Source organism: Ruegeria sp. BG6 (genome assembly GCF_056538465.1).
On sequence record NZ_JBQFTB010000005.1, the window covers coordinates 221,279 to 246,491 of the forward strand.

Here is a 25,213-nt window from a genome sequence, read left to right on the forward strand (position 1 = left end):
TCGAAGCAACGACTGCCGTGGTCTTGGCCCCCTTTGACACAAATGAAAATTACTTGTGTGATCAGGCAGTACGGCGGCAAAACGATCTGGAGGAGTGAGTCCTGATGTCATTTGGAGCAAAAGTCGTAGCGTTCGTGTTGGCTGCGGGCAGCGTAAGTGCGCAAGACAACCGGATAATCCACGATGGTGAGTTCGCATATCTGCGCGTCCAATTTGGCGAGCAGTGGGATGCGCAGGACGTTGAGATTGACGCCCGCCTCGAGGAGTTGCGCGAGGCAAACGGCGATGCTCCTCCGAACATCCTCTACGTCCTGATCGACGATGTGAGCTTTGGCCTAATGGGCAATCGGGCCATGAATTATGTTGCGGGTTTCGACACGCCCAACATCAACCAATTCGCTGAAGAAAGCCTTTCTTTGATGCGAATGTACACCGAGCCTTCATGCACGCCCACGCGCACAGCTTTCCTGACTGGACGTCACCCCGTGCGTGCCGGTCAGGAAGAGGTGAAGGTTGCTCTTGTCGGAGAAGGCCTTTCGTCCGAGGAAGTGACGCTCCCCGAGGTGCTCAAACAAGCTGGTTACAATACCGCACATGTCGGGAAATGGCATCAGGGCGATATCGAGCAATCCTTCCCTCATAATCAGGGATTTGATGTCGCCTTCTTTCCCGTCCATCAGCAAGTGCAACTCAGTTTGATGACGCGCGAGGCTATGGTGGCCAACAATATGCTGGGCTTCCATTCCTCGGGGCAGTCCAATCAGTTTGCGATCGATGAGCGTTTCAAGCCGTACGGACTGGTGACCGGTCTGGAGGCCGAGGCGGGTGGATTAGCGCGTGAGGTCGACATCGAGGCCGGCGAGGAATGGACCCAGGCACATTACGAGCGGATGAACGAACGCTACCAGCAGCAAATACTTGAACAACTGGAACGATTGGCTGGCCAGGATGCGCCGTTCTTCCTGCAATACTGGCCGCTGTATCCCCTGAACTTTGTCTACTCAGACCAACAACGGACCAGAAACGGCGGATTCATGGCCGACAAGATGGAGGTCATCGATGATTGGTTTGGCGAGGTGCTCGCCAAGGTGGATGAACTCGGCCTCGCTGACAACACCCTGATCGTCTTCATGGCCGACAACGGGATTTTCAAGCAATACTCTCCGAATTCAGGGATGCAGCAATTGATCTATCGCGGCGGAAAAGCCGAACACCTGGAGGGCGGCGTTCGGGTTGACGCCTTTATCCGCTGGCCCGGTGCAATTGAGGAAGGCAGTTATGCGGGCGACATCGTGCACGTATCAGACCTTTTCACCACCTTGGCCAGAATTGGTGGCGCCAGCGCCTTCATTCCGCGCGACCGCATTATTGACGGCATCGATCAAACTGCGTTGTTCCTGGAGGGAGAAGGAAACTCGCGCAGGGATTATGTCTACATCTACGAGGGCCCGGTTCTTCGCTCTGTTGTGAAGCAGGAATTCAAGATGCACATGCCACCGCCTGGTGTTCCCGGCGCAGCAGCACCCGTCTTCAATCTCCTGCGCGACCCACGGGAAGAGATGCCGGACATTGGAGGCTCGCTTTGGTCTGGTGCGTCCTTTCAGGACATGGTCAAGCGCCATCAGAAAATGATCGCAAAATACCCGCACCTGCCACTCGGCAAAGGTGTTCCCTATGAGGGAATTGAAAACCTGCGCCCGGAAAGCGAACTGGCCCGCGAGGTCTTCGCAAGCTGGCAATGACGTTCATTCCAGGTGACTGCCCAGGCGTTCGCCTGGTATCGATGTCCCAGGTGCCATCGGACATTGGTCCTGGTCAACGTCGGCTGCCGGACATCTCAGCCCTCTGGAGTATACCAGATTGGCGAAGTGTACGCGCGCTCCTGTGTTGAGGTAGGCACATCTGCGGGCAGTTCGTCCCCGAACCGAACGGCATCGTAAACTGTCCACCTGGGCGTTGGAATTTCCAAAACACGAACGTAGTAGAATGCCCGCAATGAAGGATCGAAGTCGGGATCCTTCCAAACCGTCAACAGCTCCGGAGAACCGATTGAGTTGGTGAACGTACCCGTTGCGACATCCACGGTGTTACCCACTGCGGGTAGATTGCCATCGGCATCCGGTTGCCTGTCTCCCGACCACGCCACGTCATACACCTGCTCTTCCGTGTCGCCGTTGGCATTTACCCAACCCTTCACAACTTGAACACGGTCGAGATTGCCGGAATACGGGTCCTTGAGAGCAGCAATAAGGAATGTCGGTGCATCCGCGCCCTCAGGCACTTCAGAGAGGTCGCCGCCCATGGGAACGCCTTTGTCATATCCTATTTCGGCAGGCAGACGTGATCGCGCGTCCTCCTCTGTGAAGTCCCAGCCACCAAAGAAACGAACCGCCATGCGGCTACCGGTTGTTCCATAAACTTCTTTGCGCTCCATGGCGTCGAATATGGCTTCGCGCGTGTTGTCTTCGGCCCAAACCGCCGCGTAGCCAGAGGCTGCCATTTCCCAGCCGAGGATCCTCAACGCGTCAAATTCACCTACGACATGCTGCCATCGACCGGGCTCCGGCTCGACGCCTGAGTGCTTTCCAAAGAAATTGTCCTCTTCCGCCGTCGCCAACGCGGTATGGCTGTCGGTCGAACCCACAACACCGAATTTGTACGGATTGGTGCCAAGTTGCGCTTCCAGCTTGAGACCGTTCTTCAGAGCCTCGCGGGCATATTCGTACTGAAGCATCCAGTCTTCTTTGGGCGTCGGGCCAAGGTTGGATTTATCCCAGGTTTCATAGTCCGCGAATTCATCGTTCGGGCTTAGGAACGGATGGGTTTCCCCATCACCCTTGATCTGGGTGATCTCGTACATCGGCTCCCATTTCGCGCGCCGTTCAGCGTAGTCCGCCGTCAAAGGCTCACCCGTTTCCGGATTGGTCTCGACCGGAAACATAAGGCCGTTGGAAACGTTGCCGTTGTGGGCAAGGGCCAGAACACGACCGCCGGTTTCCATTTCATATGTTTCCATCCAGTCCCACAGCTTTTCCGGATTAAAGGTTTCTGCGGTCGTGAAGGGCAGCATTTGCCGTGCGCGAATGGCATCATCACGGTAAATCACGTTGCGATGGAGGTTGTTGCCGGCTTCGGTAGATGTCCATTCGTATCCAATGAACGCAGTAAACGTACCAGGGTCATCGTGATGATCGGCAGTTTGCGTGAACTCGTCCCAAACGGACTGCACGAACCTGCGATCCGACACAGCCTCGGGAAGGGCTTCCCCGGTAATTCCGGCAAATGTCTCAATGACCTCCATAGTCGCACCGAGAGCAACGTCTCCACCTGCATTAAGTCGCTCGCTCCAGTCTCGAAGCGTTGGATCACGCATCAGCGTCGAGTTTCCCGCAATGATTTCATTCATTGCCCCCATGGCATCCGAATGATCGGAAACAACAAGCCAGTCGAGCGGACGAGACAGCTGTACGCGGAGGCCGTGTGATGTCGTGACCTCCTCACCCCGTGCAAATCGATAAGCGTCATCCGGGCTCAGGATGACCCCAAATCCACGCGCATCCAGCGAATTGGACGTGTGCAGGTGGGTATCGCCCCACAGGGGACGAGTCGGAAAGTCGCGCCCGGCATAGGGCGAGAAATCTGCGGGCGCGGGTTCGCGCATATCGTCTACCGATATGGTCATCTCCCCGACCTGCCCACCTTGTGCGGTCTCCTGAGCTTTGGAAGAGGTCGCAAAAAATGCGACAGAAACAATTGCTGTCGATGTCAGAAAAAATTTCATTTGAGCCTCCCAGGCCAGCTGAATGTCCGCCCATGGCAACATTTGGCGCAGTGGTCCGTCAAGGAGAAGGACCAAAATTTAATAGTGAGGCATGTGCGTGGTTGAGAAAGTTTTGATTTGTTCTGAGTGGCTACTTTCCGGGTTCCGGAACTCTGCGCGGAAGCGAATGACTACCGCAAATTTGAGAGCGATTGACGCGATGGCCGGCCAAAACAGCCCAAACGACTCCCGGCTTTTGCCGGGAGCCGCAGGTAAAGAAGACGCCAGCCTCAAGGCGATCAGGCGTGCCCGCCACCAATCAGGCCGATGCCTGACGCCAGGCCGAACCATGCTTTGACCCGCAAACCGACAGCCTTGATGATCCCCATGGCCTGGATGGCATGTGCCACGGTTGTTCCCTCCAGGTCGCCGTCCAAACTCGTGGTGTAGGACTGAACAATGCAGCCGCTACCCGGCACCAGAAGGGCGCGATGTTCAGGGTGCACCAGGTCAAGGTGCACGACGATCTGGCCTCGTTTCGCCTTTTCGCCAGGCTCGATCAGGCGACCGCTTGGGGCAAGCTGGCCTGAGGAAATCGGCTCCTGAATGCGCACGATACGAGCAGGCAGGATGGTGTTGCGCATCGAAATGTTGAAGTTGCTTTCGCAAGCAACCTCTGCGGCCATACCTTCGTACAATTCGGTGCGCGAGACCTGCGAGAACCCGGCGACAATGCGTCCACGCTCGGCATCTTTCCGGTCGGGTACGATCAGCATGGCGGGGCTCATCGCTGCTTGCGCTGCGCGCGAACCGACATTCAGGGTGACTTGTTCAACCACTCCGTCGACAGTGCTGTGTGTCAAAGTCTTGGACAGCTCGACCTGGGCCTGCTTCAGCGACGCCCGTGCCGATGCGAGTTGGGCCGGAAAAACGGCAGTCGCCTGCACCTGAGCCACACCCAATTGTGTTTCTGCGGCTTCGACTTCGGCCTCACGAGTATCCAGGGTTGCCTGCGCCCGTTCCAGCTGGCTTACCTGAAAAGCGGCGGAACCCTTGGACCGAAGCGCCTCGTGGTCCATCAGCACCAACTCGGCCTGTTCTCTGGCAGTGACCGCCGCATCCAGCACCGCTTGCGCAGTTTGGACCTGCAACTCGGCTGCCAGTTTTGCGCTTTCGATCTCTTCAACTTTGCGCGTTGCGAAATCCACCGCAGCTCGTTCAGACGAATTCTCGACAGCAAACAATGGATCACCCGGTTTTACGCGGTCGCCGCCTTTTACATAGACGTCTGTGACGGTTCCGCCGTTCTCGGCAACAACAGGTACGGTTCTGAAGGGCACAAGGCCCGTGTAAGACTTGGGGTAGTAGTAGAAAACGGCGAAGAATACGATCAGCGCCAGTACAAACCACATGAAGACCGCGCGGTGGACGTTGTACAGAGTTACGGGCATCCCGCGCCACTTCAGGTAGGAGACGCGCAGAACAAACGGGAAGGATGTGACAAGCAGTTCGATCATTTTACCGCCTCCTCATTCGACGGGCGCCACCACAACATGAAGTCGCGGGCAATAGCGGTCAGCAGCAAGGCAGCGGGAAGCAGAATGCTGAAATGGCTGAGGGCCGGCATCAGTTCGTAGGCCAAAGCCACGGTCAGCATCATCGGAATGGTTGTGCGCAAGGGCGTACCGCTTGCCTTATGCTCGGTATAGCGGTCGAAACGTGCATAGAGATGTACGACCAATAGGATCGCCAGAAAGAAAACGATCAGGCCAACCCAGGCATAAGTATCGGTTTGGCCCGGCGTAACCCACCAACGGGGGTCACCGCCAGAGGCGAAAGCAGGGGTTGAGATGACGCCAAGTACGGGTGCCATCAGGAACGCGGGTGGTTTCATGTTTCAAGTCCTTTTCTTACGCAGCTAAGCTGCGAACGAAGCGTTTCGGTTGTTGGGAACGTCAGGTCCCGGATGGTTTCTGTGAAGGTTCGGAGGGCCGTTCCTGCGGGGCATAAGGGGGATCCCAGCGCCGCCCTTGCGGAGATTTCTCGCCAAGTGCCGTGGGTTGCAGTCCGTGAATGCTGGCGCCGGACCACTCTTGTCTGGCGGTGTCCCGGATCGCCTTAAAAACGCGGTAGTACCTTGCGAAGTAGATCATGGTCTTGTCCTTTCTGATTACCCGGACCTAAACGTCATCACACGGGCGATCCTTAGGCTTCTGGACAATTGTTGTTGGCTTCTGGACAATTGCCCAACTGTCAGGGCTTGATCGTCAGTCAGGGGAGGAAGCAAAACGTGCCACGCATCAGCGCGTACAGATTGCAGCATGTCGGGCGTCTTTACGCGCAGGAGCCACGTGCCCGAATTACGTTTCCTGAGGTTCTGGAAATGGCTGGAGCCCCCAAAGACGTGATCGACGAACCCGATTCAACTGTCGAGCTGCTGCACGAGGCCGGAGCGGTCGAGACGGCATGCCGTGTACTTGAGGATAAGACCTTTGCGGCCCGGGTCGGGCTTTCGGCACAAGGCCCCGGAACACTGCTTGCATATATCGTGCGGGCCGCCGAAACTATTGATGATGCATTGGCCATGACTCAGCGATTTTATGCGATGCAAGATCCCGACCTGCGGTTGGATGACGTCGGCGCGCCAGATCATCCAAGGCTCACGCTGGAAAGCAATGTGATCCCGGCGCACCAATATCCCAGACATCGCGAGTTGCTTTTGTTCGGTCTTTACAGGCGCATTCAGCAAATCACTTCCGGCAAGCTGGCGCCCATATCGATCGAGCTGGAAACAGATGATGCCGCCCATTGTTGTTTGCTTTCCGAACTGGCGGAAACCACTGTCGAGGGGTTCAAAGCCGGATACGCCTTGAGTCTGCCGCCAAACGCCATGAGTTTTCGCATTCCAACCGCTGACCCGACTCTTTTGGGACATTTGCGCAGGCACGGTGAAGAGCAGTTGAAAGCGCGACCAGATGCCGTCCAAAGCCTGTCCGACCGCATTGTGGATATGCTCGGAGAACGTCTTCCAGGACCAATTCCAAACGGAGATGAGATTGCGGACGAGCTTGGACTGACACGCCGCACCATGACAAGGCGTCTGTCGGCTGAAGGGACAAGTTTCAAGTCTCTTCTGGAAGGTACGTTGTGCGACCTTTCAAAGCGCATGCTGCGTAGTGGCGAAGGTGTTGCGCGGGTGGCCTTCATGCTTGGCTTTGCCGATCAGGCTGCCTTTTCGGTTGCATTCAAGCGCTGGACCGGTGAGACGCCGGCAAGATTTCGTAAAGCCGGCCGGTAGTTTCTCCTGATCCTCGGGATCCTGAGAAAGTTGAGGTGTCCAGGATCAACAAAACCTTGTCCTGTCTCCAAAAGAAAGCAGGCGTCAGGATCACCTAGTTCAATGGCACACGGCGGCCGCGTTGGTTGCCGACCCAGAACAAGGATGAACCCAATGAAGACCTCGAGAAATCTCTTTATCGCTCCGATCTCCGGCGCACTTCTGATCACGATGGCTGTGACCGCCCAGGCGGATTACGTCACCGACAAGGCGATCAAAGGCGCAGTTGTCGGCGCCACCGTCGCCGGTATTGCCGGTGAAAGCATCGTGGGTGGCGCTGCCGCTGGCGCTGCGGTCGGTGCTGTCGGCGGCGCGATCCAGAAAGACAACTTTGAAGACGCGCAGGATGAAGCACAAGAGCGCCGCGATGAATTCAAGGAAGACCACAAGCGCTGAAACGATGACTGAAGTGTAACGGAAGAAGGAGGAGATACAGCCGCACACAACTGACGGGTCAGCCTAAACTCCCTTGGACAAGCGCTGTTAGCATCCAGACGCAACTTGACTGACCACCCCTCACAGAACTCGCACAGTTTCTGACAGGTTGCCATCCGGCTCTCGCACAAGCCGGGTGGCAACTTTGTTTTTGGCCTGCGAAAACCACGCATTTCCTGAAGGCGCGGCTTCAAATTTCAACCCCCAGCCTTGACCATTGCGACCCGGGTTTTGTCCAAAACCCTAAAACAACCGTCCAGAACCCAAACGAACCGAAACAGGCTGCACCCCAAATTCGGCTCATCTGAATGACATCGACGGGCCGGCAACTGACGCAACTTCAGTGACTGCCGCTTATTGCACTCAACGCCAAAGGACACGGCAATGAACCTGTTCACAAACTTCGACGCGGAGACCCTGGCACGTATCCAGTTTGCCTTCACTGTGTCGTTCCACATCATCTTCCCGGCCTTTTCCATTGGCCTCGCAAGTTACCTGGCCGTCCTAAACGGTCTCTGGCTTTGGCGCAAAGAGCGCGCCTACCTCAACCTTTTCAACTACTGGAAAAAGATCTTCGCCGTTGGCTTTGCGATGGGTGTCGTGTCCGGCATCGTGATGTCGTACCAGTTCGGCACGAACTGGAGCGCATTCTCGGATATCGCAGGCCCTGTAATCGGGCCCTTGATGGCTTACGAGGTCATGACAGCCTTTTTCCTCGAGGCGGGCTTCCTCGGCATTATGCTCTTTGGTCGTGAACGCGTCGGTCCCAGCTTGCACATGATGGCCACGGCGATGGTCGCCCTCGGCACTCTGATTTCGGCTACGTGGATCCTTTCGGTCAACTCCTGGATGCAGACCCCGGCCGGGTTCGACATCAACGAACTGGGGCAGTTCATTCCCGTTGACTGGTGGTCGATTGTCTTCAATCCGTCTTTTCCCTACCGCCTGACACACATGGTTCTTGCCGCCTATCTCACCACTGCTTTTGTGGTAGCCGGGGTTGCGGCCTGGCACCTGCTACGCGGCAATCGCACGGCCGAGGTCACTCGAATGTTCTCGATGGCAATGTGGATGGCCGTTCTGGTCACCCCTCTGCAGATCGTCGCCGGCGACCTTCATGGTCTGAACACACTGGAGCATCAGCCGCAGAAAGTGATGGCGATGGAGGGTCACTTCGACAGCCATCCCGAAGGTGCCCCACTGATCCTTTTTGGTATTCCAAACGAGGATGAAAAGCGCGTGGACCACGCCATCGCAATACCAAAGCTGTCTTCGCTGATCCTGAAACACGATCTGAACGCGCCGCTTGACGGGCTGGACACCATTCCCGACGACGAAGAACCACCGGTCGCGATCGTCTTCTACAGCTTCCGCGTCATGCTCGCCATCGGCTTCGCCATGCTGGGCGTCGGCTTGTGGTCGCTTGTTCAAAGGTTGCGCGGCCGCCTCATTGAAGATCGCTGGTTGCACCGGGCATCCGTACTTTTGGCGCCCAGCGGGTTTGTGGCGGTACTGGCTGGTTGGATCACCACCGAAGTGGGGCGCCAGCCGTACACGGTGTACGGCCTGATGAGAACATCAGACTCCCTTTCACAAGTGGACGCACCCGCTGTTGCAGCTTCTCTGGTTGCCTTCATTGTCGTGTATTTCGCCGTATTCGGAGCAGGCACGTTCTACATGCTGCGCCTTATGGGAAAACCACCTGCCGGAGGGCTGCCGGACAATCACAAACCCATTGAAATCTCGGCCTTGGCGGAGGCGGCGTAATGCTTGAACTCTCGACAATCTGGGCAGGCATCATTGCCTTTGCCGTTCTGACCTATGTGATCCTAGACGGTTTCGATCTTGGAGTTGGAATCCTGTTCCCCTTCGCGAAAACCGACAAAGATCGGGATGTCATGATGAACTCGGTGACGCCGGTATGGGACGGAAACGAAACCTGGCTGGTCATGGGCGGCGGAGGTTTGTTCGCCGTGTTCCCGCTGGCCTATTCCGTGGTGATGCCCGCAATCTACATGCCGATCATCATCATGCTGCTTGCGCTCGTCTTCAGGGGTGTGGCCTTCGAATACCGGTGGCGAACGGTACACGGACGCTGGCTGTGGGATGTTGCGTTTCACGGTGGTTCAACCGTTGCGTCCCTGTGCCAAGGCATCGCGCTAGGCGCGCTGGTTCAGGGCATCACGGTCGAGGACCGGCAGTACGCAGGTGGGTGGTGGGATTGGCTGACACCATTCTCAGTGCTGACCGGAGTGGCCCTGGTGATCGGGTATGCGTTGCTGGGCGCAACGTGGCTCAATATGAAAACCACAGGGGCCATACAGCGTCAGATGCGAAGGTATGCCCGCCCGCTGATGCTTGCAGCTGTGGGATCGATCGGTCTCGTCAGTCTTCTGACCCCGTACCAGGACACGGTTTATTTGGCCCGGTGGTTTTCATGGCCCGGCGTCACATTCTCTGTGATTGTGCCCGCCGTTGTGACTGTCATTGCGTGGACTCTGCATCGCGGCCTTAGAGATCGGCGAGATTATCAACCCTTCTTCTGCGCCATTGGCTTGTTCGTCGTCTGTTTCATTGGCATTGGGATCAGCTTCTACCCCTATGTGCTGCCCCCAAGCCTCACGATTGCCGAAGCCGCCGCGCCGAACAGCAGCCTGGGTTTTGCTTTGGTCGGCGCTGCGACTTTGCTGCCGGTAATCCTGGCGTACACTGCCTACACTTACTGGGTTTTTCGCGGGAAGATTGATCCAGAGGAGAGTTACCATTGAAAACACTAAACCGAGTTTTCTGGTTCGGCGCGATCTGGTTCAGCAGCGTTGTGTGCCTGGCTTCTGTCGCGTTTTTTATCCGGTTGTTTATCCCGTGAAAACCCATGGAACCTTCCCGAACCCTTTTGGGCTAAAGTCGCCGATCTGGAACAGCACTGTCGGGCCCATCGATCCGGACCTGAGTGTCCTGAGGCGTTCGCTTTGGCGCTGAAATCAGTCAAAGAGGGTGCAAGCCCTCATTTGGTTCTGTTGAACGTCAGAATTTGACAGAACTCTCTCTCGATGCTTACCTGTCAGCGACATAGCGGAATGAGTTTAATCTATTGTCTTTTCAATGTGCTGAGACGTCATAAGCAGTGCCGGCTCGAGCAGTGTAAAAGCCCAGGGGTTTGATGATGGAATTGATCACTGAACAACTACGCGCCTTTCCGATAATGGCGCTTTTTTTGTGTCTGGGTCTGGGCTACGGAGTCGGGAAATTCCGGGTCGGCAAGTTTGAGCTGGGCGGCATCGCGGGCACTTTGCTTGTGGCGGTGTTTGTCGGTCAGATTGGCGGCATAAACCTGAGCGCGGATGTTCAGAACGTCTTTTTTTCATTGTTTATCTTCATGGTGGGCTACAACGGTGGCCCTCAGTTTTTTGCGGCATTGAACCGAACGGCGCTGACCAAGCTATTGGCCGCATTTATGATGACCTTGTGGGGACTATTCTTTGTTGTCGTTGTGGCCAGATTGGCGGGACTGGACAAAGGATTGGCTGCGGGTCTGGCGGCTGGCGGTCTGACACAATCGGCCATTATCGGAACCGCAGGAAACGCTATCGATCTGCTGGGTCTGGCGTCGGATGAAGCCGAAAAGCTCAAGACAAACATCGCTGTGGGTTACTCGGTTACCTATATCTTTGGCTCAATCGGTCCAATTCTGGCCGTCAGTGTTATCCCGATCATAATGCGCGTTGACCTGCGACAAGAGGCGATCAAACTGGCTCAGAAACTCAGCGGTGGTGGTCGCAGGCTGGAAGAAGGCGAATTCCTTCCAATGAACCGCTTTGAAGCCCGGGCATACCAGGTGAACGCCGATGCGGCCATTGTTGGAAAACCGGTTAAGGACATTGAGAGCGGTTACCAGGGCGATCTTGTGGTCGAACGGTTGCTGCAAAACGGTGCTCCCGTCGATCCATCGCCGGAGACGTCGGTCAACGCCGGAGATGTCATCGTTGTCTCAGGCCTTGTCGCAACTCTCACTCAATTCGAAGGCACTGTCAGTGGTGAAATCGGAGAGTATCCGCCGGAGCTGACAGTTGTGGAAGAGCGTCGCAACGTTGTGGTCACCAACCGCAAACTGACCGGCAAAACCCTTGCCGAACTGCGCGCGGCGCTTACAGCGGATCAGCGGCGCGGTGTCCATATCTCGAAAATCACCCGAATGGGCCATGACATACCGGTTCTGCAAAATACCGAGATCCATGCGGGCGACGAGATCAGTATCGTCGGCCACAAGGACGATCTGAATCGGGTTTCGAAGCTTGCGGGCTATGTGCCACCGTCGGCCTCGGTCACGAATTTCGTGGCGTTGGGGATCGGTGTGGCGATCGGTTATCTGATCGGCGAGATCAGCTTTAACATCGCAGGTACCAAAGTGGCACTGGGCTCGGGGCTAGGATGCCTGGTAACGGGGCTGATCATCGGCTATTTGCGCATCAGACGACCCAAGATTGGCGGCATTAATCGGGGTGCGGCGAATTTCCTTCAAAGTTTCGGATTGGCCGTTTTTGTGGGTGTCGTCGGCCTGAATGCCGGGCAACCTGCGCTGCAAGCGATTCAGGAATACGGCATCACCCTCCTGCTTCTGGGAATCCTGGTGACGCTGATGCCGATGATCGTACAGTTCCCGATCAACTATTTTGTCCTGCGCATCAAGAACCCGGTCGAGGCCTGCGCCGTTGTAACCGGTTCACGTTCGGGAAATCCGGGTTTTGCAACGCTGCTGGAAAAGACGGGCAATGCGACCCCAACGCCCGCCTTTACAATGACCTACGCCGTGGCAAACATCTTCCTGACCCTCTGGGGACCGCTGGTCGTGGCATTTGTTCCTTAGGCTGTCCCATAGGAACACTGCCCCAAGCCCAGCGGCCCATAGGTGATGGCTAGGCTGCAAAGTATCGTCAGGGCAGGGAGATGGTCAAAGCTTTGCCCGCTCAGCTTCTTGCGCCCGCACCTAGCCGTGCAACGGCAACCCTTTCGACGCGCGGTAAGCTTGCACATAGCCAACGGCCACGGCCCGGACCGCGCGACCAATCTGCCGATACGCGCTGTCGTCCAGGTTGGCAAAGGACACCCGCGCCGACCAGTTGGGGGCATCAAAACCCGATCCGTTCAGCAGAACAATCCCGTGATCCTGTGCCAGCTTGAAGGAAATATCGAGGGGGTGGACGTTGTCTTTGATCCAGGCAACCACCTCTTCGCCCACGTATTTCCGAAGCCAGAATTCGAAATCGATGATGCCGTAGTATTTGTCGAACAACGGGTTGTCGGGCACTTCAATGCCCAAGCCTTCGACCAACTCGTCAAAGCGGAGTTTCAGGATACCCCAGCAGAATTTCTGATAGCCTTTCTGTTCATCCATCAGTTCGACCAGCGAGAACAGTGTCATCATCACTTGCTGTGGCAATGACAGCCCCGCCGTGTGGTTCAGTGCCACATCGCGGCTGTCGGCCACAATGCGGTCGATAAACTTGAAGGACGAAGGATCCGGGGTCAGCGTCTCATACCGCGCGTTGACCACGGCCTTTGTCTCGGCCGGCGCCTCGGCAATCATCCTGTCGAAGATGTTGTTTTCGGCCACCAGGATTGCGCCAAGACGCCAACCGGTGCAGCCGAAGTACTTTGAAAAGGAATAGACCCCGATCGTGTTCTCGGGCAGATGCCCCATCACCGACTGGAAGTTCGGAACAAAGGTACCATAGACGTCGTCCGTAAGGATGATCAGATCCGGGCGACGGGTTTTGACGAATTCGACCAACCGGGCCATGACCTCGGAACTGATCGCGACCGAAGACGGGTTGCCCGGATTAACCAGAAACAGAGCCTTGACCTTCGGATCGGCCAGTTGCTCGAGGTCGTCATCGGTCAATTGGAAATGATCTTTCTCGGCCGAGGACACATCCACAACATTCAGCCCATAATCCTCGAGCACCGGCATTTCCAGATAAGGCGTGAATATCGGCGTGCCCAATGCGATGGTGTCACCCGCATTCAGCAGACGCTGGTTCTTGAGCGCCTTGAAGATGTAACACATCGCAGCCGTGCCGCCCTCGACCGCGTAAATGTCGAATTTCGCGTCGGGCCGGTGACCGGCGCACATTGCCCACATCACGTATTCATGGACGATCGCCTCGTTATGCATCATGCACCGATCAGGCATCGGGTAGTGGTCACCGACAATGCCATCGGTCAGTTCCAATACAAAATCGTCAGGGACAAAGCCGAACTTCTCAATCGCGAAGTCCACCACATCAACCAGAGTGTCAGCACCCGGAGGGCCATTCTTATCTATCGAATCCGCACAATACGTCTTGAGCCGGTCATAGCATCCATCCCCCTGCGGCATTCCGGCCAAACCGACCTGTGATTCATTGCGATGGCGCCGCGCTTCGGTCATCGCGAATTGACCCAGAAGAAAAAACGCCTCGCGTGCCTTTGTTGCGATCCAGTTGGGGTTGCCACGTCCCGCATTCAGATAGGGAAGAGCCATCTGGCGCGACTCTTTCTGTGCCAGCTTGATTAGTTCGTCTTTGATTTGGAAGGGACTTAGATTTTCGTACTTATGCAGGTCCAGCGTTTCTGGCATGGCGTCAAACCCTTTGTTTATAAAGTCGGAAATATTCGACCGGATCGTACGCAATGAACTGTGCCTGTGTAAACAATGCTGTGACGTGCATGGGTGTAGGGTGCGCTGGCAGCGATTGTTGGGTTAGCCGGGAACGAGCAAAGCCGCCCTGAGGCGGCTTGTTCGAAACTCTGTTCGACCATGGTGGTTGCGGGAGCAGGATTTGAACCTGCGACCTTCAGGTTATGAGCTTGACGAGGTGAAGACGTTAAGCAATTGATCCAGTGGATCAATTGTAGTCTGAACGGGCTGTTCTGAGATTTTCCGACGCTGGTTGCGGGAGCAGGATACCAACGATGTTTGCAGTCTCTGCTCTACAGTACCGCATAGGCGCAATTCACATTCTTGCTCAGGTTCTTCTTAGTCGCGTGACATGTGTCGAGACTGTTGCACTTATGCAGTATCGTCCGCTTCGCGCTGGCAAACGGACATCCGACAGAAACAGTGAGATGACCGCTTTGAGCCCAAAGCGGACTTTGACTTTTGGACAAAAAATGCGCGCGCAAGGCGAGATCATAGGGACAGGGATTGATCTGATCGCCAAGCACTCACGTAACATTATTACTCAAGTATAAAGGGAGTGAGTAACATGACTAAGTTTTTTGTCGGTGCAACTGTCTCGATGCTGCTGACTGCGCCTGTTGCATTCGCTGGGCCAGGCCAGGGGAATACTGGAAACGGAAATAGTGATCTCGCGCAGTCGATGGCAGCAGCAGTGTCGGGTGGTGGTGCAACATTGGGCCGGGACCTTGGCGGTAAAGGCAGAGGTACAGCCTCCGTTGTAAGCGGTGGTGGAACCGGCGGCTGGGGCAATGAAGGCAGCGCTAGTGCCGTTGGTCTTGCTGACGGCCAAGTCTCCAATCGTGGTGGCGATCGCGGTCGGTAATAGGATGTGGGACCTGCGCGATTTTTATCCTGGGTCATACAAAGCTGTTGTGATAGTCTCCGCGATCGCTGGCAGACTATCACTCAACCGAATTTAATCTCTGATTAGAAGTGCCCATTTCCTGATACAGCCCAGCACTCCCACCGCTGGGTATGACGTTGATAGGACCAAATGTACTTAAAGACCGGTTCCAACTGATTTTGTTTCCCTTTAAGGAACAATATTAAATGATTGTTTACGGAACGTGGTCCTTTTTGTTTTCACGGGTAAAATTAGGAAATTCCACTTCCGATGACCCCCTCGGTAGCGCAGGTTTTTTTCTGGCCCAGGGAACCTACGTATTTGTCTACTACCGAACACAGCCGTGTTGCCTCGTCCCCTCCAGAACTGGCAGCGCGAGTTTTTTTGGTCCGGCGGAGCAATCTGTGCGTATTTTAATTACTACCAACCACGGATGACCGGCGTTTTGCCTTATCGTTTTGCCAAATGGCGGAGCGCTTATTAAGTTTATTTTGTCGGGTCCGTGGGTTCAGTTTCAGTTAGATCTGGGAGAAAAACCATGGATAGTAGTTTCAACATAAAATCGGCATGGGCTTCGGTAATGGATGAAACCAAAAACCCACTTAGGAACCAATCTTTGTCCACTGCGCATTTGTTGATGCAAATGTTGGCTTGGATGTGGAGTGCGATTTTCTCGCTTATAGTTGGAAGCTACTTCGTATTCGGCGTTACCGCAGCGGCTCACATGTTGCTGATTGGTGGGCTATTTGTGACATTGATAGTATTCCAAAAGGCTGAAGCGACAGACTTAGACGACTAGAAGGTTCGCAGCCCCTACAAGTGACCGGGCGGTCCATCCAATTCTGGTTCCCTAGGCAATGGATGCACGGGCGCTTCCACACCGTGCGTCTCTAACCACTCAGGCACTGTCGCGCTCTGATCCTGCAAACTGGGCTTGGAACAATATTCCTGCTGCTGTTTCAGCTTACAGTTCAGGTCCAAAAGCGGACCTTCCAGTCACATTGTACAACTACGATGCAAACCAGTTTCGAACAGAAAGCAAACGCTCACTAGGCCTTCGGGCGCCGCCGTGCAGCTAATGGCGGCTTCGTCCGCAGAGCCGACCCTCTGTCGATTTGCTTGAGCGTCCGCTTCGAGCCCGAAGCGGTCACTAAAATGCGACAAACAAAGCATTCCGTTTCTTTTGCTTTAAGCAATTGCTGCAATGCGGCATAGTGATGGTGCATGTGCGATAAAGTCTCATGGAGTTTCGGTTGTGCCTAAGAAAAAAATAGATATCGCTCTTCAGGGTGGTGGATCGCATGGCGCTTTCACTTGGGGCGTTCTGGATCGATTGCTGCAGCTTGAAGATCTTGAAATAGTAGGCATTTCTGGCACCAGTGCCGGGGCAATGAATGCCGTCGCCCTGGCACAGGGCCTAACACAGGCTGGGCCTGAGGGTGCTCGCAACTTGCTTAGGCACTATTGGACACAGGTGAGTCGGGCCAGCAGGGCGAGTCCATACAAACGAACTTTGTGGAACAGGTTACGAGGCGATTGGAGCCTGGAGCATTCTCCCGGCTTCATCATTTCCCAGTTTACACGTCAAATGGCGTCACCGTACCAGTTCAATCCGCTCAACATTAATCCCTTACGGGACCTTGTGCGGAACTGTTTTGATTTTGAAGCCATCAATTCAGCAGAAGGGCCGCGCATCTTTCTGTCCGCTACAAATGTGCGGACCGGGCGCCCCAAAGTCTTTCGCCAACCCGATCTAAGTGCAGATGCGGTCATGGCGTCGGCCTGCCTTCCACATGTCTTCAAAGCTGTGGAAATCGACGGAGAAGCGTATTGGGATGGCGGTTACATGGGTAATCCACCGCTCTTCCCCTTGGTGGACGAGACCGAGGCGCGAGACATTATCATTGTTCAAATTAATCCGTTCGAACGCGCGGAAATTCCCACAACGCCCTATGAGATCGAAAATCGCCTTAATGAAATTACGTTCAACGCCAGCTTGATGAAAGAATTACGCTCTCTAGGGTTCCTTTGGGAGATTATAGAACACGACAATCTGGATCGCGCGGCTTACCGCGATGGGCGCTTGCACAGGATCCATGCATCCGGGGCTATGTGTGACCTCGGCGTGTCCAGCAAGATGAACGCCGAGATGGCCTTTCTGGACTACCTTTTCGAAATCGGGCGTAAAACTGCTGACGAGTGGGTGAACTCAGAGTGGCCAGACGTTGGAAAGACCTCAACGTGGCGGCCTAGAGAGATTTTTGAAGAAAGCCTCCAGCCGGCGCATCTGGCCGAAGGTACCGATCGGGAGGCCAAGAAATGATGGATATAGCCTCTGTTCTACTCTCGCTCTTTTTGCTCATGTACTTTGCGTTCCGCGGTGTCACGCTGCTGATATTGGCGCCGCTCCTTGCTTTGCTGGCAGCTGCTTTGACGGGCGCATTGCCGCTGCTGGCCAGCTTCACGCAGATATTCATGACGAATACAGGCGATTTCATCATTTCGTTTTTTCCTCTGTTCTTTCTTGGTGCAATCTTCGGCAAGCTAATGGACGACAGCGGCTCGGCGCGTTCGATCGCACATTGGGTGATCTCCAAGCTTGGCACTGACAAAGCCATTCTGGCGGTCGTCTTGTGCTGTGGCGTACTAACCTATGGTGGGGTCTCGCTCTTCGTGGTGGCATTCGCGATCTATCCGATCGCAGCCGCTCTCTTCCGTGACGCGGATATTCCCAAACGGCTTATTCCCGGAGCGCTCGCGCTTGGCGCGTTCACTTTCACGATGTCGGCTCTACCTGGCACCCCTGCGATCCAGAACGCCATCCCGATGCCATTCTTCGGAACCACAGCCTTCGCCGCACCGGGTCTTGGGATCATCGCGGCCGCCATCATGGCTGGTCTAGGAATGGCGTGGCTCAACCGCCGCGCGTCCCGTGCAGAAGCTGCCGGTGAAGGATATGGGCAACACGATGAGGTGCTTCCCGAACTGGACAGTGAGATGCGCACGCGATCCCAGGGCGAAGGCTTCGACTTGAACGAAATTGAACCAAGCAATACGCCTCAAACGATTGAACCGAGCTTCGCGCTGGCCATCACCCCGGTAGTACTTGTGGTCGTGGTTAATTTCCTCTTCATCCAGGTAGCCGTTCCGCGTTTTGATGCCAGTTATCTTGCCGAACCGTTGTTTGGTCAGACAACAATTGAGGCTGTACGTGGCGTTTGGTCAATCATTGTCGCACTTACCACTTCGATCCTGTTTCTGCTCGCAGCAAATTGGACCCGTCTGGTAAGCGTCAAAACAAGCCTCAACAAGGGAGCTGATGCGGCCGTATTGCCGATCTTCAACACAGCCAGTCTCGTGGGTTTTGGCGCCGTTATAGCGGCACTACCGGTTTTTCAGGCGATCACAAATGCCATGCTCGGCTTGAGTGAGGGCAATCCACTTATTGCCGTGGCGGTTTCTGTTACGACGCTCTCAGCGATCACGGGATCTGCCTCTGGCGGTATGAGTATCGCTCTTGATGCATTAGGTTCACAATTTGTCGAACTTGCCGCCGCAACCAATACCTCGTTGGAAGCCATGCATCGCGTAACATCTGTCGCTTCGGGCGCTCTCGACGCCTTGCCCCATAACGGTGCGGTGATCACGGTGCTCGGTATTTGTGGACTGACCCATCGAGAAGCATATGGTGATATATTCGTAGTTGCTGTTCTGGTGCCGATGATTGCATTGATTGCAATCATCCTGCTTGGATCACTTTTCGGCGGGTTTTAAAGCCTGATAAGATCAGAAAACTCGGCGCAGCGCCGTCGTCGGATGGAGAGAGATCGCCACCCATCCGAACGCCTTTTACGTAGCCTAAGGTAGGTTCGAAACGAACATTTGGATAATAAATGCATTAGCAATATCGACAAAGAAAGCTGAAACCAACGGAAGCACAATGAAGGCAAGCGGAGATGGGCCGTACTTGTGCGTCACAGCAGTCATGTTTGCGATAGCCGTTGGCGTAGCTCCGAGAGCGAAACCCGCGAAACCAGCCGACATCACGCCAGCAAAGTAGTTTCGCCCCATCGTTCGATAGACAACGAAAACGATAAAAACAGCAGCAGCGGCAGCTTGAAGCGTCATAGTAACGGCTAAAACCCCAGCCGAACCCGCCAAAGTCCAAAGTTGCATACTCATCAGCGACATTGAAAGAAACACCGCTAGCGAGAAGTCTTGCAATAGTTGCAAAGAAGCGGTTCCCGTTGGCGTTTTGATCTTTGGGAAAACTCTGGGCGTCAGGTTTGCAAGTAAAATACCAGAAAGAAGGCATGGCACGAAGAGTGGCAAGTTTGCTCCGGTCAGCTCCAGCGATTCATCTGCAATGTAACCAATCACAATTGCAACATGTGTCCAAAGAATGGCTCTCATCATTCCAGGATTTGTTGGACCACCGGTTGGATCGTTTGAAGCAACCACTCCACTGCCTTCTTCGTTGGAATTGGTAGCCGCAGTTTTTTCCTTCGCACTTGGTTCTAGTTGGTCACGGGCGATCAAGTAGCTGGCGATTGGACCACCTACCAGGCTCGCCATGATCAATCCGATCGTCGCCGCTGCTATACCGAGTTCCGCTGCGCCCGCTACAGCATATTGCTCTTCTACCACTGGGCCCCAAGCTATCGCGGTACCGTGACCACCAATTAGAGATGTAGTTCCCATCATCACACCAGCTTGGGATGGCAACCCAAATAGTGAAGCCCCAACAACGCCTATTCCGTTTTGGATAAACATGTACCCAATGGTCAGTACAAGCATAAGGCCCAGAAGCGGTCCGCCTTTAATTAGGTCCGAAAACCTGGCATTAAGCCCAATAGTGGTGAAGAAATAGATCAGCAAAGAGTCGCGCGAAGCCAAATCATAAACTACTTCTCGACCTGTCGCAGTCACCACGCCTAGCGTCACAAGTGCAGCCAGCAAGCCCCCTGAAACCGGCTCGGGGATTGAGTACTTGCGTAAAAACTCAAACTGCTCTGTGAGCCTGGAACCGAGAAAGTACACGACGATGCCCAGTGTCACAGCAATAAAACTATCAACCACTATCGGTTCTGCCATGAACAGCCTCCTAACTTCGCTGCGCGACTAACCCCACCTTTTGCAGCGGCATCGCGTCCTTCGAAAACTACGACAACTCTCGCTTTGGTTTGCTGCACTCAACCTTGGAGGTGGCAAAGCTCTACCTGCAGCCTTTTCAGTTCTGTCTCATAGCACTATTTAGAGATCTTCTTATTCTTCGCCATTCCCAACACCTCTTTGCCACAAGTAGCCTTTTTTCTTAGCACACTTGGAGTGAGTTCGTTCGCCGCAAAGGACTTGGGGACAAAACAAACCAACAACCTACGCGTCCAGAATTTCCGGCGCCTCTATTACCGGCCACCAGACATGCGTGGCGAGCCATTCATAATCAGCCCCACCGGCACCGTTCATTCCAGTTGATTGCTTGTGTGCAGAAATAAGTTTTTGGCTGAAACGATGCCCCCCTCGGACGAACTTTTTGAGTTCGCGATGCACGGTCCAGTTTAGAGCCAATCCCAACTCAGTGATTTGAAACCCATCGTCAACACGCTGCAAGTTCGGGTCAGCTAAGAGCTTTAACTGTCGTCTTACGCTGGTCTGAGGCAGGTTTGTGTATTTGGCTAAACCGCGCGTTGTCCAAGGTTGAGGGTGAATAACAAGTGCTTGATGCACCCTCTGCATAGGGGGAGGATACTTGAAATGATCAAATGTAACTTGCCAGCGGCGCCAAAGACGCAACCGATTGCGCTCAGTTTCACTCATCGACATAGTCAAATACTTTAATGGTTGTGGTTCAACTGGCAAGTCGACTTAAGCAAGGTTCCCGTTAGCGACATGAAGCCTCTGTGGTTTACCGTGGCGGACGATCGCTCCAAAGTGTCCCCGACTTAAAACGCTGATAACCGTAATCAAACAGCGCTCGCATATACTCCGGATCGAACGGCTCAGCTAGAGGATAGTCGAAGTCCGTCCCGATCCAAGCGGCTTGGTATTCAGCGCCTCTCTGAAGGCTTAGTTTGTACGCAATCGTGAGATCATCTACGCCTTGTGCTTTAATAAGTGTAGAAAGCGAGCGTGCAGATACTTGGAAGACCCCCGGTTTTGTTACTCTAAGTTCTGGCTCAACTTTGCCGTTTCGGATCGCATATAGCTTGCCACCGCGAGCATATTTTCTTGGGATATCCCATCCAGGCACGTAAGCGGTCTGAGAATAGACACCACCATCAACGTGAAGTTCATCCCGAACACCATCCTGAGTTTCGACGTCGATCAAAACGGGAGGGAAAACGCCTGGTATTGAGGCTGAAGCTAGCAGCACGTCTACGAACACCTTTTTTGCGTTTGCTGCCCCGCTATTTGCGATGACGCCCAGGTCCCAAAGCACCGGCCTTTGTGCATCCAAGCTGACCGATTGAACCAGCAAGCGTCGGCCGCGACGATGTTCGTTGGCAATTTTTGCTAGGAAATCGTCAGTAATGTAGCTTTCTATAAGTCGCCTTAGTGGATCAGAACTCTTCACAGAAGCACCGCTAAGGATCCCAGTAACGAACCTTCCTCTGAAAATTCGGGACGGCGGCAGTCCACCGTATAGGTTTTTTAGCTCACCGTCATAATTGCTGCCCAAGAACGCAAAGGGCGCAGCCAACGCACCTGTGGAGACCCCTGTGACCGCCATGAACTCAGGGCGAGTGCCGGCTTCGCTCCATGCGGTAAGAATACCGGCGGCGAAGGCTCCATCTTCGCCACCCCCCGACAGCGTTAGTGTGTAATCTGACGAAACCCCTGATGCTTGTCGCTGGCGCAGAGCGGTTTCTAGAAGCTCGCTTATATTGGCCGGAGCAATATCAGCCCAATAACGAGCACCTTCGATGCGTGGTACTTGCGGGTTCTGGAGATCCGTAGCGCTTACTGGGGTCCTTGAAATACTTGAGCAAGCCGCTTGAAAAAGTAGCAGAAAAACAAAGAGTTTTCTCCAATTCATGCGTCCCGTCTCCCCCACAACTATCTGACTTGGACTAGGCCAGGACAAACGCCAATATCATTAACATGGACCACGTCTTTTGATCGTGGTTTTGATCTAAGGTGCGCTGTGTGTGCTCCCATCGCATTAGTCGCCTTCAAATTGAGCTCAACAAAAAGAACTTGATTTTCATGGTATTAACGTTTCTCGGAAGGGGCCATTTCTGTACTGGTTGGTAGGACGTCGGTGTGAGATGTCTGCTCAGCACGAGACACAGGCTCAACTGACCATACCCTTTTTCCCAAATACAAAGCAAAACAGAGCATGACCGCAAAATTCACCCAATAGAGCGCGATGTCACCGAAGTAGGTGGTAGCGGCATTCGCGATCAGGGGGCCAGTTATGGATCCTAAAGTCCAAACCAATAGCATAGTTACCGCCGCCGAAGACACAAAGACCGGAACCGTTCGGTCCAACGCGTGCGCTACAAGCAAAGAATAAAGGGTGAGCAAGCTACCACCCAGCAACACCAATATGATGGAAAGGACCACGAAACCGATTGAGTTGTAGTCGAATGAATTGGCGCTATGATCGTAATCCACATCGACGAGAACCCCCATGACAAAAAGAACAAATGTTGCAGTGACCGATGCAATCAAGATTACTATCCGGCGATCCATCTTGTCGGATAGCCGACCAAGCGGAAACTGAAAAAGAACACGTCCGAAGTAGATTAATGCGACCATAATGGCCACATTTATGATCTCTATCCCAAGCTGGGCAGCGCTGTAGGGAACCACGCTCAACAGCGTTGTCGACACCATACCTATAGCAAAAGCACCGACAGCCGCAGCCGGTGCATCTTTGAACAATCCGCGCACCCTAATTGGTACCGGGGCGTCATTGTTGGGCGGCGTTGATCGAGTAGTCGAGATAACCATAATCGAAATGCAGTAAAATAATGCGACATAGACGAATGCCTCTCGGATATCACCAGGCACTACAAAAACTAAAAACTGACTGAATACCGCGACGATGCCTACGACAATCGAATAGACTGCGAGGACACTCCCACGGGTCTTTTCCGCTGCGGTCTCATTCAACCAAGTGTCGCCGATCGAAAACAGCCCTGCAGTCGCCAAACCGGCCAGGAAACGCAAAAAGATAAGAAAAGAGGTGCTGGTAGAAACAGAAAATAGTATCGCCACAGCTATCGCGATAGCAGCCCCAAACGCAAATGCACGGATATGGCCAAAATCGACAATGGATCTGGCCACGACAAAGCAGCCGACTAAGAATCCCGCCGAATATGCCGACGCCGCCACGGAAGCAGCTTCTTGAGATGCCCCAATTTCAGAAAACGCAAGTGGAACCAAAGTGCCAGATCCAGCAGTAGCCAATTGCACAGCAGCCATTGCTATGAAGAGAGACTGAAGATTGAGAACTTGTTTTCTAATTGCCAACACACCCTACCTTCAAGTTTTTGCTACTTCTCACATCTACTCAAGTAGACGCGCGGTATCTCCCTGAAATATGCGCCGCATCCCAAAAAACTGTAACTCTGAGTTCTACTGAAATCGAAAACCGCTTGACACCATTGCGGTAGGTCCGGCTTTCGCTACGGCAGCATTCTCGTTGAATTTTAGCTTACGCTTTGTAATCCAACAATAAACTGTTTCCAATTCATGATATTTTCGCTGAGCCATTTTGGCTCACCCAAATTTGTGAAAGTCTACTGTTGCAGGCAGAGTTGGTTCAAACGATCTCTTCTCTCGCCAAGTTTCTTGTGCCCATCGCGAATGCCCAACAAGCGAGCAGCTTCGAATAAGAAGGTGAAAAATATGCATCTGAACTTCTTAGGGACGTTGGCGGCTGTTTTATTTTGTGCTTTTCCCATCGTAGCCGCAGCACAAGATACCCCCGCGACGATAAGACCAGCAAAAGTCTTCACTGTTCTTAAAGCCTCATCTGATTTTGAAAGAATTTATCCTGCTATTGTCTACCCTTCGAGGGAAGTTGAACTCTCTTTTCGAGTCAGTGGACGAATAATAGGCTTACCAATTAGGGCCTCTAGCAATGTGGTGCAGGAAGGCGTTGTTGCGCAGCTAGACACACGAGACTTCGAAGTCGAGGTAGCAAGACTTAATAGCCAACTAGAAGAGGCAGAGGCGAATCTAATTGTACTGAGGTCAGGCGCACGCCCTGAAGAAATTACAGCTTTGGAAGCCTCGGTACAGGCCGCTAAAGCTCAACGAGATCAAGCTCGCGAAGAATACATCCGCTCAGCTCAGCTTTTGGAGAGGGGTGTAATCCCTACTGCCCAATACCAGCAACGTGAAGCTGCCTTTCGTCTGGCAGAGGCCGAACTGGTGTCGCGAGAAGAGCAGCTGACAATTGGTCGAGTCGGTGGGAGGCCCGAAGAGATAATTGCAGCGGAAGCGTCGATCCGTGGCCTAAAAACACAGGTTCAATCGGCAAAAAACGATCTTTCTGATGCTACGCTTCGAGCGCCGTTCGATGGAACGATTGCCAAGCGCAACGTGGACAACTTCCGTAATGTTCAAGCCGGTGAAACCATCGCCTTAATCCAAGATCTTTCGACCGTGGATGTAAGTTATGACTTGCCCGGCACTGACATAATCGCAATGTCGTCAATTGGCTTCGACAATGTTGTTAGTATGGTTACGTTTGACTCGTTGCCGGGCGTAGAATTGAACGCAGACCTTGTCGAGTTTTCAACGCAAGCAGACGCAGCGACACAAACCTATCGTGGTCGTCTATCAGTAACCCCGCCTGAAGACTTGGTTGTACTGCCTGGGATGGTAGCGCGCGTGATTATTAGGGCGGACGGGCAAAGCGACACGCATGTTGTGGTTCCACTTTCAGCATTAGCGGCAAGCCCCGACGGTTCCCCTTATGTCTGGCTGTTGGATGGATCCAGCAACACCGTTAAGCGCCAACCAGTTGAATTGGGAGAAATATCTGACGACTTCGTGGTCGTAATAGATGGCCTTGAAGAAGGACACATGGTTGTAACCGCAGGCTTGAGCGAACTGCTGGATGACATGGTAGTTCGCCCGATTTCAAAAGTTGGTGAGTAGCAA

The 25,213-nt window shown here is 54.0% G+C and carries 20 protein-coding genes; 11 read left to right on the forward strand and 9 right to left on the reverse strand.

The window, feature by feature from the left end; genetic code table 11:
• The first annotated feature begins 104 nt into the window (after positions 1-104).
• Entirely contained in the window at positions 105-1,742 is a 1,638-nt protein-coding gene (locus ACR0JW_RS11915; RefSeq protein WP_170681812.1) for a sulfatase-like hydrolase/transferase, read from the forward strand.
• 95 nt (positions 1,743-1,837) lie between these two features.
• Here the strand turns inward: ACR0JW_RS11915 and ACR0JW_RS11920 are convergent, their stop codons facing one another.
• The 3 genes from ACR0JW_RS11920 to ACR0JW_RS11930 form a co-directional block, all read right to left on the reverse strand.
• The gene (locus ACR0JW_RS11920) at positions 1,838-3,781 is read right to left on the reverse strand and encodes a DUF3604 domain-containing protein (protein WP_480713945.1); all 1,944 of its coding nucleotides are present in this window, start codon (positions 3,779-3,781) and stop codon (positions 1,838-1,840) included.
• Positions 3,782-4,059: 278 nt separating this feature from the next.
• Positions 4,060-5,277 (reverse strand): HlyD family secretion protein, encoded by a 1,218-nt coding sequence (locus ACR0JW_RS11925; RefSeq protein ID WP_480713946.1) that lies wholly within the window; start codon positions 5,275-5,277, stop codon positions 4,060-4,062.
• A complete protein-coding gene (locus ACR0JW_RS11930; protein ID WP_480713947.1) occupies positions 5,274-5,633 on the reverse strand; it encodes a hypothetical protein in 360 nt (119 codons plus the stop codon). The genes ACR0JW_RS11925 and ACR0JW_RS11930 overlap by 4 nt, the downstream gene beginning before the upstream one ends.
• A gap of 417 nt (positions 5,634-6,050) precedes the next feature.
• On the opposite strand from ACR0JW_RS11930, the gene ACR0JW_RS11935 reads away from it, so the two are divergent.
• The 5 genes from ACR0JW_RS11935 to aspT all read left to right on the forward strand — a co-directional run bounded on the left by ACR0JW_RS11935 (position 6,051) and on the right by aspT (position 12,396).
• Entirely contained in the window at positions 6,051-7,058 is a 1,008-nt protein-coding gene (locus tag ACR0JW_RS11935; protein WP_480713948.1) for a helix-turn-helix domain-containing protein, read from the forward strand.
• Between the two features lie 153 nt (positions 7,059-7,211).
• Positions 7,212-7,493, forward strand: coding sequence for a DUF4126 domain-containing protein (locus ACR0JW_RS11940; RefSeq protein WP_170681809.1), 282 nt, complete (start codon positions 7,212-7,214; stop codon positions 7,491-7,493).
• A 423-nt stretch (positions 7,494-7,916) separates the two neighbouring features.
• Positions 7,917-9,299, forward strand: coding sequence for a cytochrome ubiquinol oxidase subunit I (locus ACR0JW_RS11945; RefSeq protein WP_170681808.1), 1,383 nt, complete (start codon positions 7,917-7,919; stop codon positions 9,297-9,299).
• Positions 9,299-10,300, forward strand: coding sequence for a cytochrome d ubiquinol oxidase subunit II (gene cydB, locus ACR0JW_RS11950; protein ID WP_170681807.1), 1,002 nt, complete (start codon positions 9,299-9,301; stop codon positions 10,298-10,300). The genes ACR0JW_RS11945 and cydB overlap by 1 nt, the downstream gene beginning before the upstream one ends.
• A gap of 395 nt (positions 10,301-10,695) precedes the next feature.
• A complete protein-coding gene (gene aspT / locus ACR0JW_RS11955; protein ID WP_170681805.1) occupies positions 10,696-12,396 on the forward strand; it encodes an aspartate-alanine antiporter in 1,701 nt (566 codons plus the stop codon).
• A gap of 120 nt (positions 12,397-12,516) precedes the next feature.
• Here the strand turns inward: aspT and ACR0JW_RS11960 are convergent, their stop codons facing one another.
• Positions 12,517-14,148 carry a bifunctional aspartate transaminase/aspartate 4-decarboxylase gene (locus tag ACR0JW_RS11960; RefSeq protein WP_170681804.1) on the reverse strand — a complete coding sequence of 544 codons (1,632 nt, stop codon included), beginning with the start codon at positions 14,146-14,148 and terminating at the stop codon, positions 12,517-12,519.
• 628 nt (positions 14,149-14,776) lie between these two features.
• On the opposite strand from ACR0JW_RS11960, the gene ACR0JW_RS11965 reads away from it, so the two are divergent.
• The 4 genes from ACR0JW_RS11965 to ACR0JW_RS11980 all read left to right on the forward strand — a co-directional run bounded on the left by ACR0JW_RS11965 (position 14,777) and on the right by ACR0JW_RS11980 (position 18,868).
• Positions 14,777-15,073 carry a hypothetical protein gene (locus ACR0JW_RS11965; RefSeq protein WP_170615118.1) on the forward strand — a complete coding sequence of 99 codons (297 nt, stop codon included), beginning with the start codon at positions 14,777-14,779 and terminating at the stop codon, positions 15,071-15,073.
• 559 nt (positions 15,074-15,632) lie between these two features.
• A complete protein-coding gene (locus ACR0JW_RS11970) occupies positions 15,633-15,893 on the forward strand; it encodes a hypothetical protein (protein ID WP_480713949.1) in 261 nt (86 codons plus the stop codon).
• Between the two features lie 456 nt (positions 15,894-16,349).
• Positions 16,350-17,417 (forward strand): patatin-like phospholipase family protein, encoded by a 1,068-nt coding sequence (locus ACR0JW_RS11975; RefSeq protein ID WP_480713950.1) that lies wholly within the window; start codon positions 16,350-16,352, stop codon positions 17,415-17,417.
• Entirely contained in the window at positions 17,414-18,868 is a 1,455-nt protein-coding gene (locus ACR0JW_RS11980; protein ID WP_170682582.1) for a GntP family permease, read from the forward strand. Before ACR0JW_RS11975 ends, ACR0JW_RS11980 begins: the two co-directional genes overlap by 4 nt.
• An 84-nt stretch (positions 18,869-18,952) precedes the next feature.
• Here ACR0JW_RS11980 and gltS read toward each other — a convergent pair whose 3' ends face one another.
• The 5 genes from gltS to ACR0JW_RS12005 all read right to left on the reverse strand — a co-directional run bounded on the left by gltS (position 18,953) and on the right by ACR0JW_RS12005 (position 23,572).
• Positions 18,953-20,188 carry a sodium/glutamate symporter gene (gene gltS / locus ACR0JW_RS11985; RefSeq protein WP_480713951.1) on the reverse strand — a complete coding sequence of 412 codons (1,236 nt, stop codon included), beginning with the start codon at positions 20,186-20,188 and terminating at the stop codon, positions 18,953-18,955.
• Positions 20,173-20,286, reverse strand: coding sequence for a hypothetical protein (locus ACR0JW_RS11990; RefSeq protein ID WP_480442377.1), 114 nt, complete (start codon positions 20,284-20,286; stop codon positions 20,173-20,175). The genes gltS and ACR0JW_RS11990 overlap by 16 nt, the downstream gene beginning before the upstream one ends.
• Before the next feature lie 184 nt (positions 20,287-20,470).
• Positions 20,471-20,911, reverse strand: a complete 441-nt coding sequence (locus ACR0JW_RS11995; protein WP_170682580.1) for a hypothetical protein — start codon at positions 20,909-20,911, stop codon at positions 20,471-20,473.
• 88 nt (positions 20,912-20,999) lie between these two features.
• Positions 21,000-22,130: a patatin-like phospholipase family protein gene (locus tag ACR0JW_RS12000; protein WP_480713952.1), complete on the reverse strand. Its 1,131-nt coding sequence runs from the start codon at positions 22,128-22,130 to the stop codon at positions 21,000-21,002.
• A gap of 176 nt (positions 22,131-22,306) precedes the next feature.
• Positions 22,307-23,572 carry an MFS transporter gene (locus ACR0JW_RS12005; protein WP_480713953.1) on the reverse strand — a complete coding sequence of 422 codons (1,266 nt, stop codon included), beginning with the start codon at positions 23,570-23,572 and terminating at the stop codon, positions 22,307-22,309.
• A 378-nt stretch (positions 23,573-23,950) separates the two neighbouring features.
• On the opposite strand from ACR0JW_RS12005, the gene ACR0JW_RS12010 reads away from it, so the two are divergent.
• The gene (locus ACR0JW_RS12010) at positions 23,951-25,210 is read left to right on the forward strand and encodes an efflux RND transporter periplasmic adaptor subunit (RefSeq protein WP_480713954.1); all 1,260 of its coding nucleotides are present in this window, start codon (positions 23,951-23,953) and stop codon (positions 25,208-25,210) included.
• Positions 25,211-25,213: the final 3 nt, after the last annotated feature.

Bases quoted from the DNA above. Each gene is read 5' to 3' on its own strand.
- ACR0JW_RS11925 (WP_480713946.1), bottom strand. From the start codon at position 5,277: ATGATCGAACTGCTTGTCACATCCTTCCCGTTTGTTCTGCGCGTCTCC.
- ACR0JW_RS11970 (WP_480713949.1), top strand. From the start codon at position 15,633: ATGGATAGTAGTTTCAACATAAAATCGGCATGGGCTTCGGTAATGGAT.
- ACR0JW_RS11915 (WP_170681812.1), top strand. From the start codon at position 105: ATGTCATTTGGAGCAAAAGTCGTAGCGTTCGTGTTGGCTGCGGGCAGC.
- aspT (WP_170681805.1), top strand. From the start codon at position 10,696: ATGGAATTGATCACTGAACAACTACGCGCCTTTCCGATAATGGCGCTT.
- ACR0JW_RS12010 (WP_480713954.1), top strand. From the start codon at position 23,951: ATGCATCTGAACTTCTTAGGGACGTTGGCGGCTGTTTTATTTTGTGCT.
- ACR0JW_RS12000 (WP_480713952.1), bottom strand. From the start codon at position 22,130: ATGAATTGGAGAAAACTCTTTGTTTTTCTGCTACTTTTTCAAGCGGCT.
- ACR0JW_RS11920 (WP_480713945.1), bottom strand. From the start codon at position 3,781: ATGAAATTTTTTCTGACATCGACAGCAATTGTTTCTGTCGCATTTTTT.
- ACR0JW_RS11930 (WP_480713947.1), bottom strand. From the start codon at position 5,633: ATGGCACCCGTACTTGGCGTCATCTCAACCCCTGCTTTCGCCTCTGGC.
- ACR0JW_RS11965 (WP_170615118.1), top strand. From the start codon at position 14,777: ATGACTAAGTTTTTTGTCGGTGCAACTGTCTCGATGCTGCTGACTGCG.
- ACR0JW_RS11945 (WP_170681808.1), top strand. From the start codon at position 7,917: ATGAACCTGTTCACAAACTTCGACGCGGAGACCCTGGCACGTATCCAG.
- ACR0JW_RS11980 (WP_170682582.1), top strand. From the start codon at position 17,414: ATGATGGATATAGCCTCTGTTCTACTCTCGCTCTTTTTGCTCATGTAC.
- gltS (WP_480713951.1), bottom strand. From the start codon at position 20,188: ATGGCAGAACCGATAGTGGTTGATAGTTTTATTGCTGTGACACTGGGC.
- ACR0JW_RS11960 (WP_170681804.1), bottom strand. From the start codon at position 14,148: ATGCCAGAAACGCTGGACCTGCATAAGTACGAAAATCTAAGTCCCTTC.
- ACR0JW_RS11995 (WP_170682580.1), bottom strand. From the start codon at position 20,911: ATGAGTGAAACTGAGCGCAATCGGTTGCGTCTTTGGCGCCGCTGGCAA.
- cydB (WP_170681807.1), top strand. From the start codon at position 9,299: ATGCTTGAACTCTCGACAATCTGGGCAGGCATCATTGCCTTTGCCGTT.
- ACR0JW_RS11940 (WP_170681809.1), top strand. From the start codon at position 7,212: ATGAAGACCTCGAGAAATCTCTTTATCGCTCCGATCTCCGGCGCACTT.